Consider the following 14217-nt stretch of genomic DNA (forward strand, 5'->3'; position numbering starts at 1 on the left):
ATGGTTCGGTACATAAAGGGGTCAGGTACATTTAAATTAAATGTACCTGACCCCTTTATGAGTCTTTGAACGGGCCGGCGCGATACAGCACTTCATCCTCGTGCCGGCCGGCAAAATGCCGCTCGCGACTGAACAGCGTGCGCGTCTGGTGCTGGATGCCCAGCGTCGCAAATGCCTTGAGAAACAACGCCTGCGAGGCAGCGTTGTCGGGAGAGATGGTGGTTTCCAGGTAGCGCACACCCTGCCCGGCTGCCACACGCTTGATCAGCGTCAGCAACATGCGCAAGGCCAGGCCCTGGCCGCGCATGCTGCCATCTACCGCCACCTGCCAGACAAACAGCGTGTCGGGCCGTGCAGGAGGGCAATAACCGGAAATGAAGCCGACCAGTTCGCCCTGTGCGTTTTCGGCGGCAATGGCGGTATCGGCAAAGTCGGTGCACTGCAGCAGGTTGCAATAAACCGAATTGGTATCGAGGGGCTGGCAACGTGATACCAGCTGATGCAGGGAGTAGCCGTCCTGGTCAGCGGGTTGACGCAGGGTGACTGTGGCAATACTCACAATAAATTCCGTTGGTTGTGAAAAACGGTTTTTACCCTAAAGACATGGAAAAACCATTACAACCACGAATTTTGTCAGCGGAAGGGGCTTGGCAGACTTTCGCCCGGGGTCACCGGGAAGGCTGTCATCATTCGCTAGATATCTGTTTCCACTGGCATTATTGAAAACAAGAAAAGCAGGTAAGAACACCCGCCAAGGCTGCGGATATCCGGCAGGCAATTTTCTGACGAACGGTCATTTCTGTATAAAAAACGACCACTCGTCTAGTCACTCAAGCGTAAATGTAGAACAGGAACTCCTGCCCGTTCTTCACCGGATCACAGGCGAAGCGGTAACCATGGGCCGTCGCCTCTTCCGGGACGTTGCGGAAGGAGCCCGGACAGTCGGTAATCACCTGCAGCAGCTCACCCTTGTTCATGCCCTCCAGCGCTTCCAGCGTATAGATCACCGGGTAAGGACAGGACTCGCCACGCAGGTCGAGGGTGAAGTCGGGGTTCAAATCGGTATTCATGGTTTGTTGCTCTTTGTAAAAAATGGTTTGAAACATGGCTGATAAAGGGGTCAGGTACATTTAACACGTTAAAATGTACCTGACCCCTTATCCAATGGCCGCTTTATGCGGTTCTCTTCAAGGCGAAATTACGGTGATAGCGTTTTTCAGTGTGCAGCGTCAGGGCGTATAGCGTGCCCAGCATGACCAGCGTCGCGATCAGCGCACCAACAGGGCCAGCCAGCTCCAGCAGGCTGACTTTCGCGCCCGGCTCAACCAGCATGCCATACACACCCAAATGGTCCCAGGCATAGGCCAGCAGGGTCGCGCCGATGATGTTGCCGACAAACACCGGCAAAAACAGCACCTGCCCTTCCATCAGCCGGTACATCATGCCGGTTTCACAGCCCGAGGCCATGACAATGCCCAGGCCGAACAGGATGCCGCCGACCAGCGTGCTGGGTGCAGCCACCTGGGTGACCGGCGTCAGGTCGTAAGCATAAATGGCCAGCAGGGTTGCCACCGAACTGATCGCCATGCCGATGATGATCGCCCGCGCCATCAGGCTGCGACCGACCAGAAACAAATCGCGGAAAGCTGAGGTAAAACAGATCTGGCCACGCTCGATCAGCACGCCAAACGCCAGGCCGAACAGCGCACCCAGCGCCAGCATCCGGTAGCCGGCAGCAAACAACCCGGCAACCAGCAACAGCCAGGCAATGGCCAGCGCGCCGCCCACCCAGGGCTGCACCACTCTGTTCTTCACCTTTGAAGGCCTGGCTGCACCTGCCATCAGCGAAGGCCGTCCCTTCCACCAGCGCTGCCTGGTGAGCTTTGCTCCCCAGAAGGTACCAATGCCGGTGGCAACGATGAAGATCCACGAGTGCAGGGAAAACTGCGGCACTCCGGTAAAGAACGCCGCCAGGTTGCAGCCCAGCGCCATCCGCGCACCAAAGCCGGCAATGATGCCGCCGACAAAACCCTGCACATAACGACGTCTTTGCTGCGGCAGGCGGATCTTGAAGCTGTTGCTCAGCAACACCATGATCAGCGCACCAATGAACATGCCCCAGACAATCCAGCCGTCGGAGCGGCTCCAGGTGGCATCTTGCAGCTTGACCAGCTGAAAATACTGCCAGCCGGTCACATCCACACCCAGCAGCAACAGCAGATCACCGCCCAGACGGGTGAACTCGCCGGTAACCGCCCAGACGGTATGGGTCAGCGCAAAATACAGGGCACTGAGAACGCCGGCCAGTGCCAGCACGAGATAGGGGTTCCAGTACTGCTGGAACAGAAAACGGAAAGCGGATTTCACGGGTTATCCATGGCGGGAGAGGAACATAACACAACGTGGCCTGACAGGCGGCCGGGCCGGGCAGAGCTGCCAAAGCTACAAATCGGTGCGAAGAATACCACGCCGTTGCGGCCCTGCTCCACTTCCCTCTCCACACCCTGTGTGCGCTCCTTCTTTACAGTAGCCGCCACTGAATGAAGCAGAATGATGAAATTTTGCCAGCCTTTTCACGGCCACTTCAGGCCAGCTCCAGCTCATCAAGAATGGCAGCAAGACGCTGCCGCACCTCCCCTTGTAGCGACTTGACCGGCAAAGGCAGGCAAGGCGTTGCAACCAGGCCGCGAAGCTCGGCGGCCGTGGCGATGACACGCAGGCTGCCATACTGAAGGAACAGCGCCCACAATGGCGCGAGCCGCCCGGAGAGGCCTGTAGCCTCCCGCGCATTGCCCGCCTGCGCATTTCGCGTGATCGCCAGGGCAATTTGCGGGAACAGGCCGGCAATCACCGAGTACCAGGCCTCGCATCCCGCATTCAAACCGGTGGCGGCGAAGGCGTCACCGCTGACACCGATCGTCACATGCCGGGGAATCAGCGCACGCAGCAAGTCAACACGAGCCCGTGCCGCCTCCGGGTCGGCCGGTACACCAGGAATCTTGATCGAGGCGACATTGGGCAGCTGCGCTATCCGGCCATGCAGTTCATCGCTGAACTCGAAATGCGTGGTCGCCGGGTTGTCATACACACAGAGCGGCACGGACAGGGAGCGGGTCACGGCGTCAAACAGGCCGAAAACCTCGTCGTCGGAAAGCTTCTGATAGGACACGGGAGCCAGCAGCACGCCACCAGCTCCAGCCTTTTGTGCATCCTGCGCCAGTTCCAGAACGTCGCGTGTGCGCAAAGCACCAATACCGGCGATCACCGGAACATCGCCCGCATGCTGGACAGCGAGCTGTGCGACACGCAGGCGCTCGTGTCGCGTGAGATAGGCATAGCTGCCGGTCGACCCCAGGGCGCAGACGGAGTCGACGCCGGCAGCATTCAGGCGCTCGATCAGCCGCACGAACACAGCCTCGTCGATACCCTTCTCATTCAAAGGAGTCAGTGGAAAAGCGCTCAAACCGGAAAACATGGTTTCATTCTCCAAAACAGTTCTATAAAGCATGGCGCATGGCGGCTCATTTGGCGTATTTCTTTGCCCCTGCCACGCAGATAACCGCAGCCACCGTCACCACCAGCATCGTCCAGCTCACCTTTTCGTGCAGCAGCAGTGCAGCCAGACCCAGTCCCATGAAGGGCTGGAGCAACTGGAGCTGCCCGACCGCTGCTATGCCGCCCTGCGCCAGACCGCGATACCAAAACACGAAACCGAGCAGCATGCTGAACAGCGAAACGTAGGCGAGGCCAACCCACGCCGGAATACCCACATGCCCGAATGAAGCAGGCAAGGTCAGCAAGGCAATCGGCAGCATGATCGGCAGAGACAACACCAGTGACCAGCTAATAACCTGCCAGCCTCCCAACCGGCGCGACAGGCTTGCGCCTTCCGCATAGCCCAGGCCGCAGACGACAACGGCACCCAGCATCAGCAGATCACCTTGCAGCGAAGCCTCGCCATCGCCCATTAGCGCATAGCCGACGACGAAGGCGGCGCCGATGACCGAGAACAGCCAGAAAGGCGGACGGGGACGCTCGCCGCCACGAATCACTGCGAAGACTGCCGTGCACAGCGGCAACAGCCCCAGAAAAACGATCGAATGCGCGGAGGTAACGTACTGCAATGCCAGCGCAGTCAGCAGCGGGAAGCCGACCACTACACCCAGCGCACTCAAGGCAAGTGAAGGCGTATCCGCCATTTTCGGGCGTGGCTGTCGCAGCAGAAGCAACAGCGCAAGACCCAGCACGGCGGCAATGCTTGCACGCACGCAGGTCAGAAAGGTCGGGCTGAAGTCGGTAACGGCTACACGGGTTGCCGGCAATGATCCCGCAAAAATCGCCACGCCGATAAACCCGTTGATCCAGCCGCTCGTTGTTTTTTCCATCGGAAACTCCCTGGTTGACGGGCTCCATTAGAACACCGGCAGAGCGGCCAGGGGTTATCAGGCTGTCATTATCAATCCATACTGGCAACCAACAGCTACGGAGGAAACACAGATGCCCAACCAGAACACCGCTACAGCGCAGATGAAAATGCCGGCAGTGTACATTCCCCATGGCGCCGGCCCCTGCTTTTTCATGGACTGGCAACCGGCCAATACCTGGCGCGGGATGGAAGCCTATCTCAAGGGAATTGCTGCCACCCTGCCGCAGCAGCCCAGGGCCATTGTCATGGTGTCGGCCCACTGGCTGGATGACAGCTTTGCCGTCACCGGCCAAGCCCGGCCCGAACTGATTTATGACTACTACGGCTTCCCGCCGCATACCTACGAGCTGACCTATCCGGCAACCGGCGCACCCGAACTGGCGGCCAGGGTACAGCAACTGCTGGAGGATGCCGGCATGCCAGCCCGCACCGATGCGCAACGCAGTTTTGACCACGGCATGTTCATCCCGCTGAAGCTGATGTTTCCCGACGCAAACATTCCGGTTATCCAGCTTGCCCTGCAACGCAGCCTGGACCCGCAACTGCACCTGCAGGCCGGAGCAGCACTGGCCAGCCTGCGTGACGAAGGCGTGCTCATCGTTGGCAGCGGCATGAGCTTCCACAACATGCGCGGCTATGGCGACAGCACCTTTACTCCGCTGTCGGAAGAATTTGACCAGTGGCTGACCAAGGCCGTCACCAGCGCACCAAATGAGCGCAACCGGCTGCTGGCCGACTGGACCCGGGCACCACAGGCCCGCGCCTGTCACCCGGCGGGTGCCGAGGAACACCTGCTGCCACTGATGGTGGTCGCCGGGGCTGCCGGTGAATCCACCGGGCGCTGCGTGTATAGGGAACAGGTATTGAAAGTCGCCATTTCGGCCTATCACTTTGGTTAAACCCGCAACCTGCTGCTGGCGACTGACAGCATGGCTAAGGTATAGACTTGGAAGGCGAATCAATAATCGCAGTCAATGGAGTACAACCATGAATACACAGACATTGAATCAGCAACAATGCGACGCCTGCCGTGCGGATGCGCCCAGGGTAACGGAGCAGGAAGCCAATGAATTGCAGCAACAGATTCCCGACTGGGAGCGGGTTGAGCTGGATGGCGTGCTGCAGCTGCGGCGGGTATTCAGGATGAAAGACTTTGTCGAAGCGCTGGCGTTTGCCAACCGGGTCGGTGAGCTGGCAGAGCAGCAGGGGCATCACCCTGCGCTTCTGGTGGAATATGGCCAGGTCACGGTACGCTGGTGGACGCACAAGATCGGCGGCCTGCACCGCAACGATTTCATCATGGCGGCGCGGACTGATCAGCTACAACAATGACACATGCCGGAGCTGCGCAGGCAGTTACCTACGCGCTCCGGTTTTCACACCAGCGCGAGGTGGATAACTCGGCATGACAATCCTGCCATACCGAAACACGACACCGCCTGTCTCGCTACCATCTATCGCATATTTGCAGCAGTGACAACAAAACGGACGGTTTACTCAGCGACCCGATATCAGTCTTGCAGCAACTCGCGCCCCCTGGCCAGATAGGCTTCCATCTCGTCTGGCGGCACCATACCACCGCCGGTGGCCCATACCAGATGCGTGGCCCGGGCCTGGCGTTCGGCGCTCAGGCCGATGCGGGCATGATAGCCCTGCCGCTCGCTCAGCACCCGTACCATGCCCGGCACGCCGGCCAGTGCCGAGGGCTCCAGACGGATACCTTCGGTACGCTCCATGAGCGCCAGCAGACGGAACAGTTCCTCGTCGCTAACCGTGTAGTAGCCGTCCAGCAAGCGCTGCATGGCGCGACCGACAAAGCCGGACGCACGTCCCACAGCCAGCCCGTCGGCGGCAGTGATGTTGTCGATGCCGAAGTCCTGCACCGACAGAGCGTCGTGCTCATCGGTATAGACCCCCAGCAGCATGCACGGCGAGTGGGTGGGTTCGGCAAAGATGCAGTGCACGGCGTCGCCGAAGATCAGTTTCAGCCCGAAAGCCACACCGCCCGGGCCACCACCCACACCGCAGGGCAGGTAGACAAACAGCGGATGTTCGACATCCACCCGGATATCGGCGGCAGCTAGCTGGCCTTTCAGCCGCTGCGCCGCGACCGCATAGCCGAGGAACAGGTTGATCGAGTTTTCGTCATCGACACAGTGGCAGCTCGGGTCGGACTCGGCCTGTTTGCGACCCTCTTCCACCGCCACGCTATAGTCAGACGCATACTCCACCACGGTGACACCGTGTGAGCGCAGCTTGTCCTTCTTCCACTGGCGTGCGTCGGCCGACATGTGCACGGTCACCTGGAAACCCAGGCTCGCACTCATGATGCCGATCGACAGCCCCAGGTTGCCGGTGGAGCCGACGGCAATCTTGTATTGGCCAAAGAAGGCGCGGGCCTCGTCGCTGTCGAGCACGGCATAATCGTCATCGAGCTGCAGCAATCCACCGGCCAGCGCCAGATCTTCCGCGTGCTTGAGTATTTCATAAATGCCGCCACGCGCCTTGATCGAGCCGGAAATCGGCAGGTGGCAGTCGGCCTTGAGCCACAGGGTACCGCCCTGTTCCGGCAGGCTATGGCGCTGGCCCAGAAGTGCCTGCAGGACCGGCAGGGGCCGGATGCCGGATTCGATGATGCCGCCGCTGGCCGCCGTCTCGGGAAACACCCGCATGATATAAGGCGCAAAGCGCGACAAACGGGCGCTGGCGTCAGCCACGTCGGCCGCGGTGAGGCCCACATCGCCCAGCGCCTCTGCCACAGGAGCGATCGCCGGGTTGAACCAGCTGATTTCTTTCAGCGCCACCAGATCACGTATCAAAGGGTGACTGGCGTACCATTGTTCTTGTGATTTACCCAAAATCGTCATGTTCAACTCCCTGGTTGATCCGAATCCATTGATGACATGCACGGCCCTGCTACACTCGCATCCATGGTAATGACCATGTTTGCCGGTTCGCCCGGGGCGGACACTGTGCATCGACAACGCCATGCTGGCAGCCATGTCAGGTTTTCAGCATGGTACTTAAAACAGCGGTCGACTTGATCACCCGTCAGTCTGGCGACGAAGGTGCGCTTTTCCGCTACATGGATTTGACGCCCGATCTTACCGCTACTACACTTGTGGCATATTGCATCAGGGGATTCAATCATGAGTGTTTCAATCCGAATTGATAACGTTCTTTACGAAAGCGCAAAGATCCGGGCAAAAGCGGAAATGCGCTCCATTCCACAGCAAGTGGCCTACTGGGCCAAGGTTGGCCGCGCTGCGCTTGATAACCCTGACCTACCAATCGAGTTTGTTCGAGACACCTTGGTGGGTATGGAAGAAGAATCCGAGCCCTTTGAGTTTTCGTGAGTATGGCCATAACGTTAAATCAGCGGCCTGCCTTCAAACGCGTGTACAAAAAACTGTTCGGTAATCAGCGAGAGGATGTTCACGCTGCACTGCGCCAAGTGATTGCAGACCCGCTGATCGGAGAAGAGAAAAAAGGAGACCTGTCAGGTGTCTGGGTCTACAAGTTTGACTGCGTAAACCAGCTGTACCTTCTTGCTTATCAATGGACCGATACGTCACGCACCTGGCTTGCCCTTGGCCCTCACGAAAACTTTTACCGCGAACTCAAACGCCAGTTCTAATCCGACTATAACTCTGTAACTATCGATAAGGTAGGCGGAAAAAGTACCTCTCCATCACCACCTTACAAAACATGTCCCGTCCTATTCACCCCCGCCAGCAACAGGCTGCCACTGACCGGATCACGCATGATCTGGCAGTTCACGCCGTATAGCTGCTGCATCAGCCGTTCGGTGACAACGGCATCCGGCGTGCCGCTGGCCAGCACCTGGCCGTTCTTCATGGCGATCATGTGGTCGGCGTAGCGACAGGCGGCAATGATGTCGTGGACCACCATGACAATGGTCTTGCCCTGGCGCACCAGCTGACGGATCACTTCGAACACTTCCAGCTGATGGCCCAGGTCCAGCGCCGAAGTGGGTTCGTCCAGCAGCAGCAGCGGTGTATCCTGCGCCACCACCATGGCCAGCCAGGCACGCTGGCGCTGGCCACCGGACACTTCATCCAGCGGCTGGCCGGCCAGCGCGCTGACCCGGGTCAGCTCCATCGCCTGCTCCACATGCCGAGCGTCGGTATCGCTCCAGCGCTGCAGCATGCCCTGGTGCGGCTGGCGGCCAAAGCGTACCAGTTCGGCCACGGTCAGGCCGTCCGGTGCCAGCATCTGCTGCGGCAACAGCGCCAGCTGACGGGCCACGCTGCGCCCCTGTTGCTGGTGAATGCAGCGGCCATTGAGCAGCACCCGGCCCGCTTTGGGCTTCATCAGCCGCGCCAGTCCAGCCAGCAAAGTGGATTTGCCGCAGCCGTTGGGCCCGATGATGGCCGTGATCTGCCCGGCCGGAATTTCCAGCGAGAGCTGGTCGACAATGGTTTTGCCGCCGTAGCCCAGCATCAGATTTTCAGCCGACAGCAGCGCAGGTTTCTTGCCCAAGCTGGTGTCTAGAGCGTTTTTCCGCCCGGTTGTCGCAAGAGTATCCATAGCAAATAGGGTCCGCCCACCAGCGCTGTCACCAGCCCGACAGGGATTTCAATGGGAGAAAAGGCATGCTGCCCGATACCGTCGGCCAGCAGCATCAGGCAGCTGCCGGTCAGTGCCGCCTCGGGCACCGGCACATGCCCGGAGGCGATCAGCCGCCGGGCGATTTCCGGTGCGGCCAGGGCAATCATGCCGACCGGTCCTGCCAGCGCCACGGCAAAACCGGTCAGTACCACCGTCACGGTCAGGGTCAGCCAGCGGGTACGACGGATATGCACGCCAAGACCGGTGGCCACCGCATCCGACAGGCGCATGACATTCAGGCTGCGGGCCAGATACAGCGCCAGCGGCAGACAGAACAGCAACGCCAGCCCCAGCCAGACAATCACCTCCTCGGAGCGTGCATTCAGGCTGCCGACTGTCCAGGGATAGGCGACGTTGGCGCTGTCCATGTCGGCACGCGCCAGCATGAAGTTGGTCAGTGCGCCAAACACCGCGCCCACCCCTACACCCATGACGATAAAGCGGTAGCCCTGCGTGCCCGGTCCGCCACTCAGGCCAAAGGCCAGCGCTGCCGCCGTGGCCGCCCCGACCAGCGCCAGCGCCGGTGTGGCCAGACTGACCGGTACCGCCACCACCGAGGCCACGGCAAAGGCGGTGGCACCGTTGTCCAGCCCGATGATGTTGGGCGTCGCCAGCCGGTTGCGTGCCAGCGTCTGCAGCAGACAACCGGCCACGCCCAGTGCCATGCCGCTGAATACGGCGGTGAGAATGCGCGGCAGGCGCAATTCCTGGATCAGGAATACGCTATAGAGGTTGCCCTTGCCGACCAGCGCTGACAGGGTTTCGCCCAGGGTCAAGTCGCTGGCGTAATGCAGGCTGGCCAGCACCAGCAGCAGCAAAAGGCCGCTCAACAGCAATAAAACCGGCCAGCGGGTGGTAATGATGATGTTGGTTTTCATGCCGTCCCCGTTACAGCGTCGGCATGCGCTGGCGGCGTACCACCGCCAGCAGTACCGGCGCGCCAATGAATGCCGTGACCACCCCGACCGGCAACTCATAGGGAATCACCACCAGCCGGGAAATGATGTCGGCGGCCAGCAGAATGCAGGAGCCCAGCAGCAGGCTGGGCCAAAAACTGTTGCGGATGTCGGGGCCCACCCAGGCCCTGGCGGCAAAGGGCGCCACCAGCCCGATAAAGGCAATCGGTCCCGCCGCAGCGGTGGCCGCCCCCACCAGCAGCGCCACCACCAGCAAGGCAGTGAGCTGCACCTGCCAGGGACGATGCCCCAGCCCGACCGCCACTGCGTGCCCCAGCGACAACGCCGACAATGCCGGCAACCTGAACAGCAGCACACAGATGCCAGCCAGTGTCACCAGTCCGCTAAAGCGCACCGCCTCAAAGGGTCTGCCGGCCAGCGCACCAATCAGCCAGAAACGCATTTCGTCGGCAGTACGCTGATCGAGCAGCAGCAACACGCTGGAGATCGCCAGCAGCAGGCCCGACAGTGCCGCACCGGCCAGGATCAGCCGTACCGGGTCCTGGCGTGTGCCGGATACCTGGCTGGCCGCCAGCACCAGCAGGCATCCGGCCAGCGCACCGGCCATCGCCGCCTGCAGATTGAGCGCGGAAGCGCTGGCACCCCAGTAGATCGCCATGACAATGGCAAAGGAGGCTCCGGCGCTGACACCCAGCAAACCCGGTTCGGCCAGCGTGTTGCGGGTGACGGTTTGCAGCACCACACCGGATGCGCCCAACCCCGCGCCAACAATGATCGCCAGCAGCGTGCGCGGCAGGCGCAGCTCGAACAGGGTGAAATGCACCTGCTCGCCCAGTCCCTCGCCGTGACCGGTCAGCAGCCACAGGCTGTCCTGCCAGCCGACTGGCCCGGCTCCAAACAACAAGCTGACAAAAAACAATAGCGCCAGTGCAGTCAGCACCAGCGCCATGCGATAAACCGTACGGTTAGTTTGCAGAGTCATTGCCAAGCATATGCTTCAGGTCGTCCAGCAACACCCGCGCGGCCAGCGGGCCGGCACCACTGCTCCACACCTGGCCGTCCACCACCTTGACGTGGCCGTTCTGCACCGCCTTGAGGCGCTGGAACACCGGCTGCGCCATGGCTTCATCCATGGATTTCTTGCCGTCGGCATTCAGGCTGGCCAGCACCAGCCAGTCGGCATCGACCAGGGGCAGGTTTTCCAGACTCAGGGTGTCACTGTGTGGCCGGTCCACAAGCTGTCTGGCCAGTTCGGTAGAGTCCAGCCCCAGCTGTGTCAGCAGCTGGCCGGCAAACAGCTGGCTGGACATGGCAATCGGACCCTGCGGGTTCCAGCGCACCACGGAAACCGTCTGTGACTGGCCATCCAGCAGCACATCCAGCGCAATCTCGTCCAGAGTCACCACCCGCTGCGGCTGACCTTTCAGCTCGATCGTGCCTTGTTTGGTCTCGATTTTTCGGGTTTCTTGAGCGACTGCCGCCGATATGAGCACCAGGGCCAGCAAACCGGTAATGAGCCGGCCGGGTTTGCACCACATATATACACCCTCATATGAAAATGATTCGCGTTAGTATACATAAAACCAGCCCTTAAGTTGCCAAGCTAACGTTTTTTGTTACACCCATCTGGCTCAGGAAACATCAGAAATGCCACCAGGCAAGCTGTTCGCCCGCCACGGTTAATGGAAAGGAATTCTATAACCGGTTGCAGGTGGGAGAAACAAACAAGCCGTTTCTTCATTGGAAACAACTTGTTTTCAATAAGCCGATTTCAGAGCTGCTACCACATCAATTTGCATAGATTACCAAGGTGTGATCTGGCTCTTGGGTGGCCGCGCAAGCCTTGTGTAACACCGTTTGCCTGTCTGACAATGCCGTAGGGCCGCGCACCGGGACGGCGCACCGGTAGTTTTTAAGCTACACTGCCGCTCCCTCATCCTCCCGGCTCCCGATACCATGGCACTGAAATCCACTCCCTACAAATTCCGGCTCAACCTCACCGACATCGACCGGGCCATCTATGAGAACCTGAATCTGACCGTTGCCCGTCACCCCTCCGAAACGGAACAGCGGCTGACCACCCGGGTGCTGGCTCACGCCCTCTGGTATCACGAACAGCTGACGTTCGGCCGTGGATTGTCCGATGTGGACGAGCCTGCACTGTGGCAGAAATCGCTCGATGGGCGCATCGAACACTGGATTGATGTCGGCCAGCCCGATGCCGAACGGCTGATCGCCGCATCACGTCGCAGCGAGCGCTGCTCGCTGCTGGTGTATGACCAGAACCGGGTCTGGGCCGGCAAAACCCTGCCCGCCGTTGCGCAGCAGAAAAACCTGCATGTTGCCGCCCTGCCCCAGGAGCCGTTGGACGCGCTCGCCAGTGATTTGCCCCGCAGTGTTGACTGGGGCGTCATGATCAGTGACGGCGTGCTCTACGTCAGTGACGAAAACACCCAGCACGAGTTTGTTCTGGAATGGCTGCAGGGGGAGCGCTGAGCTCAGCTGCCTGACGCCACACGTCTGCAGCAAATGACATCAAACTGTAACATTCCTCGTCCATGATCGCGCCCGAACTGGCCTGGCGTTACCCCGAAAATGACGCTGCCCGCTGATCAAGGAAAAGAAATGCAGACACTTTTGACGGGGGTTCGCCCCCTCTTTCATCATTTTATACTCACCGCCCTGCTGGCTCTTCCCCTCACGCTACATGCCCAGGGGCTCGAACTGACCATCAACGGTTCCAACACCATAGGTGCGCGCCTTGCCCCCCTGTTGGCGGAAGGCATGCTCAAGGAATCCGGCGCGCGCGAGATCGAGGTGCAGCTCAACCCGGACAGCCGTGAGCACCTGATCACCGCCGTCAGCACCGACAACGAGCCCATTGTCATACGCATCAACGCTCACGGCTCAAGTACCGGCTTTCGCGGGCTGATTGACCAAAGCGGCCAGATTGCTGCCGCTTCACGCCCGATCCGCTCCGGCGAAGTGCAAGCCCTGTCCACCGCCGGCGAAATGCGCAGCCAACAGGCCGAGCAGATCATTGGCCTGGACGGTCTGGCCGTAATCGTTCACCCGGACAACCCGCTCAACACACTCAGCATGGAACAGCTGGCAGCCGTGTTTTCCGGACAAATCAGCCGTTGGGAACAGCTGGGCGGACATGCAGGAGCCATTCACCTGTATGCGCGTGACAGCAATTCCGGCACTTGGGAAACCTTTCAGGACCTGGTGCTCAACCCGGTGCAGCTTGAACTGCACGAAACGGCTCACCGCTATCAGTCCAACGCCGACCTGTCCGCCAGCATCAGCCTTGACGTCAATGGCATCGGCTTTGTCGGGCTCGACAGTATCGGCAAGGCACGCGCGCTGGCCCTGTCCGCCGGCCAGTCCCGGCCCATGCTGCCAAACCAGAAACTGGTGGCCACCGAGGACTACCCCCTGGCCCGCCGCCTGTATCTGTATCTGCGCCCTGACGAGCAAAACCCGCTGGCGCTGGCCATGATCAACTTCACCCAGAGCCGTGCCGGCCAGGAGCTGGTCAACCAGGTGGGCTTTGTCGGCCAGAATATCGAGGCCGGGCGTGAGGACGTCCATGACGATATGCCTGACGCATACCGCACCCTGGCGCAGGAGGCTCAGCGCCTGTCAGTCAACTTCCGCTTTGAGGAAGGCCTGGCCCAGCTGGATAACAAGGCCATGCAGGACATCAAGCGTCTGGTTGCCTACCTGCGCGAGCATGACAAGACCGAGAGCAACGTAGTGCTGGTGGGTTTCAGCGACCCCAGGCGACGAAATGCCAGCCTGCTATCCCGGCTGCGCGCCATGGTCGTGCGCACACAACTGATCATGAACAACGTTGTAATCAAGGATCTGATCGGCGTCGGTGACCAGCTTCCGGTCGCTGCCAACTCGGACACGGAAGGACGCTTCAAGAACCGCCGGGTAGAGGTATGGGTGTATTGACCGGCTAAAATCGGCAAACGCGCCATCCCCGCCCGCAGGTGCAGGTCATGCGGGCCGGGTGGTCCACACGCAAGCATCCCTGCATCTGGCACGGGTATCACCCGGCCGGCCCGCATCAAACAGACTCTGATCTGCGCTCAGCACGCTGCCCGGCAATGCGACTGATCAGCATGGCGAGAAATTCGGTTGGCGGTTAGAATCACCCGTTTTTCCCTTTAGTCCGCTCGCCTCACGGCACCGGCACACCCCGTTGTGGCCATAAAAACCGGTCGGGTTTAC

General features: G+C 60.3%; 16 protein-coding genes. 6 read left to right on the plus strand and 10 right to left on the minus strand.

Annotated elements, in window-relative coordinates; genetic code table 11:
• Nucleotides 1–55: 55 nt before the first annotated feature.
• The 5 genes from ectA to AR306_RS05635 all read right to left on the minus strand — a co-directional run bounded on the left by ectA (nucleotide 56) and on the right by AR306_RS05635 (nucleotide 4385).
• The gene (ectA, locus tag AR306_RS05615; RefSeq protein ID WP_101496582.1) at nucleotides 56–559 is read right to left on the minus strand and encodes a diaminobutyrate acetyltransferase; all 504 of its coding nucleotides are present in this window, start codon (nucleotides 557–559) and stop codon (nucleotides 56–58) included.
• Between the two features lie 271 nt (nucleotides 560–830).
• Nucleotides 831–1070: a sulfurtransferase-like selenium metabolism protein YedF gene (yedF, locus tag AR306_RS05620; RefSeq protein ID WP_206167967.1), complete on the minus strand. Its 240-nt coding sequence runs from the start codon at nucleotides 1068–1070 to the stop codon at nucleotides 831–833.
• A gap of 103 nt (nucleotides 1071–1173) precedes the next feature.
• Nucleotides 1174–2367 carry a selenium metabolism membrane protein YedE/FdhT gene (gene yedE, locus AR306_RS05625; protein ID WP_101496583.1) on the minus strand — a complete coding sequence of 398 codons (1194 nt, stop codon included), beginning with the start codon at nucleotides 2365–2367 and terminating at the stop codon, nucleotides 1174–1176.
• Between the two features lie 217 nt (nucleotides 2368–2584).
• The gene (locus AR306_RS05630; RefSeq protein WP_101496636.1) at nucleotides 2585–3475 is read right to left on the minus strand and encodes a dihydrodipicolinate synthase family protein; all 891 of its coding nucleotides are present in this window, start codon (nucleotides 3473–3475) and stop codon (nucleotides 2585–2587) included.
• Between the two features lie 46 nt (nucleotides 3476–3521).
• Entirely contained in the window at nucleotides 3522–4385 is an 864-nt protein-coding gene (locus AR306_RS05635) for a DMT family transporter (RefSeq protein ID WP_101496584.1), read from the minus strand.
• Between the two features lie 112 nt (nucleotides 4386–4497).
• On the opposite strand from AR306_RS05635, the gene AR306_RS05640 reads away from it, so the two are divergent.
• The gene (locus AR306_RS05640) at nucleotides 4498–5325 is read left to right on the plus strand and encodes a DODA-type extradiol aromatic ring-opening family dioxygenase (protein ID WP_101496585.1); all 828 of its coding nucleotides are present in this window, start codon (nucleotides 4498–4500) and stop codon (nucleotides 5323–5325) included.
• 88 nt (nucleotides 5326–5413) lie between these two features.
• Entirely contained in the window at nucleotides 5414–5758 is a 345-nt protein-coding gene (locus AR306_RS05645; RefSeq protein WP_101496586.1) for a 4a-hydroxytetrahydrobiopterin dehydratase, read from the plus strand.
• A 179-nt stretch (nucleotides 5759–5937) separates the two neighbouring features.
• Here AR306_RS05645 and dsdA read toward each other — a convergent pair whose 3' ends face one another.
• Nucleotides 5938–7293, minus strand: a complete 1356-nt coding sequence (gene dsdA / locus AR306_RS05650) for a D-serine ammonia-lyase (protein WP_101496587.1) — start codon at nucleotides 7291–7293, stop codon at nucleotides 5938–5940.
• A gap of 282 nt (nucleotides 7294–7575) precedes the next feature.
• On the opposite strand from dsdA, the gene AR306_RS05655 reads away from it, so the two are divergent.
• Nucleotides 7576–7782 carry a TA system antitoxin ParD family protein gene (locus AR306_RS05655; RefSeq protein WP_101496588.1) on the plus strand — a complete coding sequence of 69 codons (207 nt, stop codon included), beginning with the start codon at nucleotides 7576–7578 and terminating at the stop codon, nucleotides 7780–7782.
• 2 nt (nucleotides 7783–7784) lie between these two features.
• Entirely contained in the window at nucleotides 7785–8063 is a 279-nt protein-coding gene (locus tag AR306_RS05660) for a type II toxin-antitoxin system RelE/ParE family toxin (protein ID WP_101496589.1), read from the plus strand.
• 62 nt (nucleotides 8064–8125) lie between these two features.
• On the opposite strand, the gene AR306_RS05665 is transcribed toward AR306_RS05660, so the two are convergent.
• The 4 genes from AR306_RS05665 to AR306_RS05680 are packed head-to-tail and all read right to left on the minus strand — an operon-like array spanning nucleotide 8126 to nucleotide 11513.
• Nucleotides 8126–8890, minus strand: coding sequence for an ABC transporter ATP-binding protein (locus tag AR306_RS05665; protein WP_240622495.1), 765 nt, complete (start codon nucleotides 8888–8890; stop codon nucleotides 8126–8128).
• A gap of 47 nt (nucleotides 8891–8937) precedes the next feature.
• Entirely contained in the window at nucleotides 8938–9936 is a 999-nt protein-coding gene (locus tag AR306_RS05670; protein ID WP_101496591.1) for a FecCD family ABC transporter permease, read from the minus strand.
• 10 nt (nucleotides 9937–9946) lie between these two features.
• Nucleotides 9947–10957, minus strand: coding sequence for a FecCD family ABC transporter permease (locus AR306_RS05675; RefSeq protein ID WP_240622491.1), 1011 nt, complete (start codon nucleotides 10955–10957; stop codon nucleotides 9947–9949).
• Nucleotides 10941–11513 (minus strand): ABC transporter substrate-binding protein, encoded by a 573-nt coding sequence (locus AR306_RS05680; protein ID WP_101496593.1) that lies wholly within the window; start codon nucleotides 11511–11513, stop codon nucleotides 10941–10943. The genes AR306_RS05675 and AR306_RS05680 overlap by 17 nt, the downstream gene beginning before the upstream one ends.
• A 418-nt stretch (nucleotides 11514–11931) precedes the next feature.
• Between AR306_RS05680 and AR306_RS05685 the strand changes: the two genes are divergently transcribed.
• Both AR306_RS05685 and AR306_RS05690 read left to right on the plus strand, forming a co-directional pair.
• Nucleotides 11932–12471, plus strand: a complete 540-nt coding sequence (locus AR306_RS05685; protein WP_101496594.1) for a YaeQ family protein — start codon at nucleotides 11932–11934, stop codon at nucleotides 12469–12471.
• A 129-nt stretch (nucleotides 12472–12600) separates the two neighbouring features.
• The gene (locus tag AR306_RS05690; RefSeq protein WP_101496595.1) at nucleotides 12601–13938 is read left to right on the plus strand and encodes a substrate-binding domain-containing protein; all 1338 of its coding nucleotides are present in this window, start codon (nucleotides 12601–12603) and stop codon (nucleotides 13936–13938) included.
• The last annotated feature ends 279 nt before the right edge of the window (nucleotides 13939–14217 follow it).

This window comes from Thiopseudomonas denitrificans (assembly GCF_002866065.1).
GTDB lineage: Bacteria > Pseudomonadota > Gammaproteobacteria > Pseudomonadales > Pseudomonadaceae > Thiopseudomonas > Thiopseudomonas denitrificans.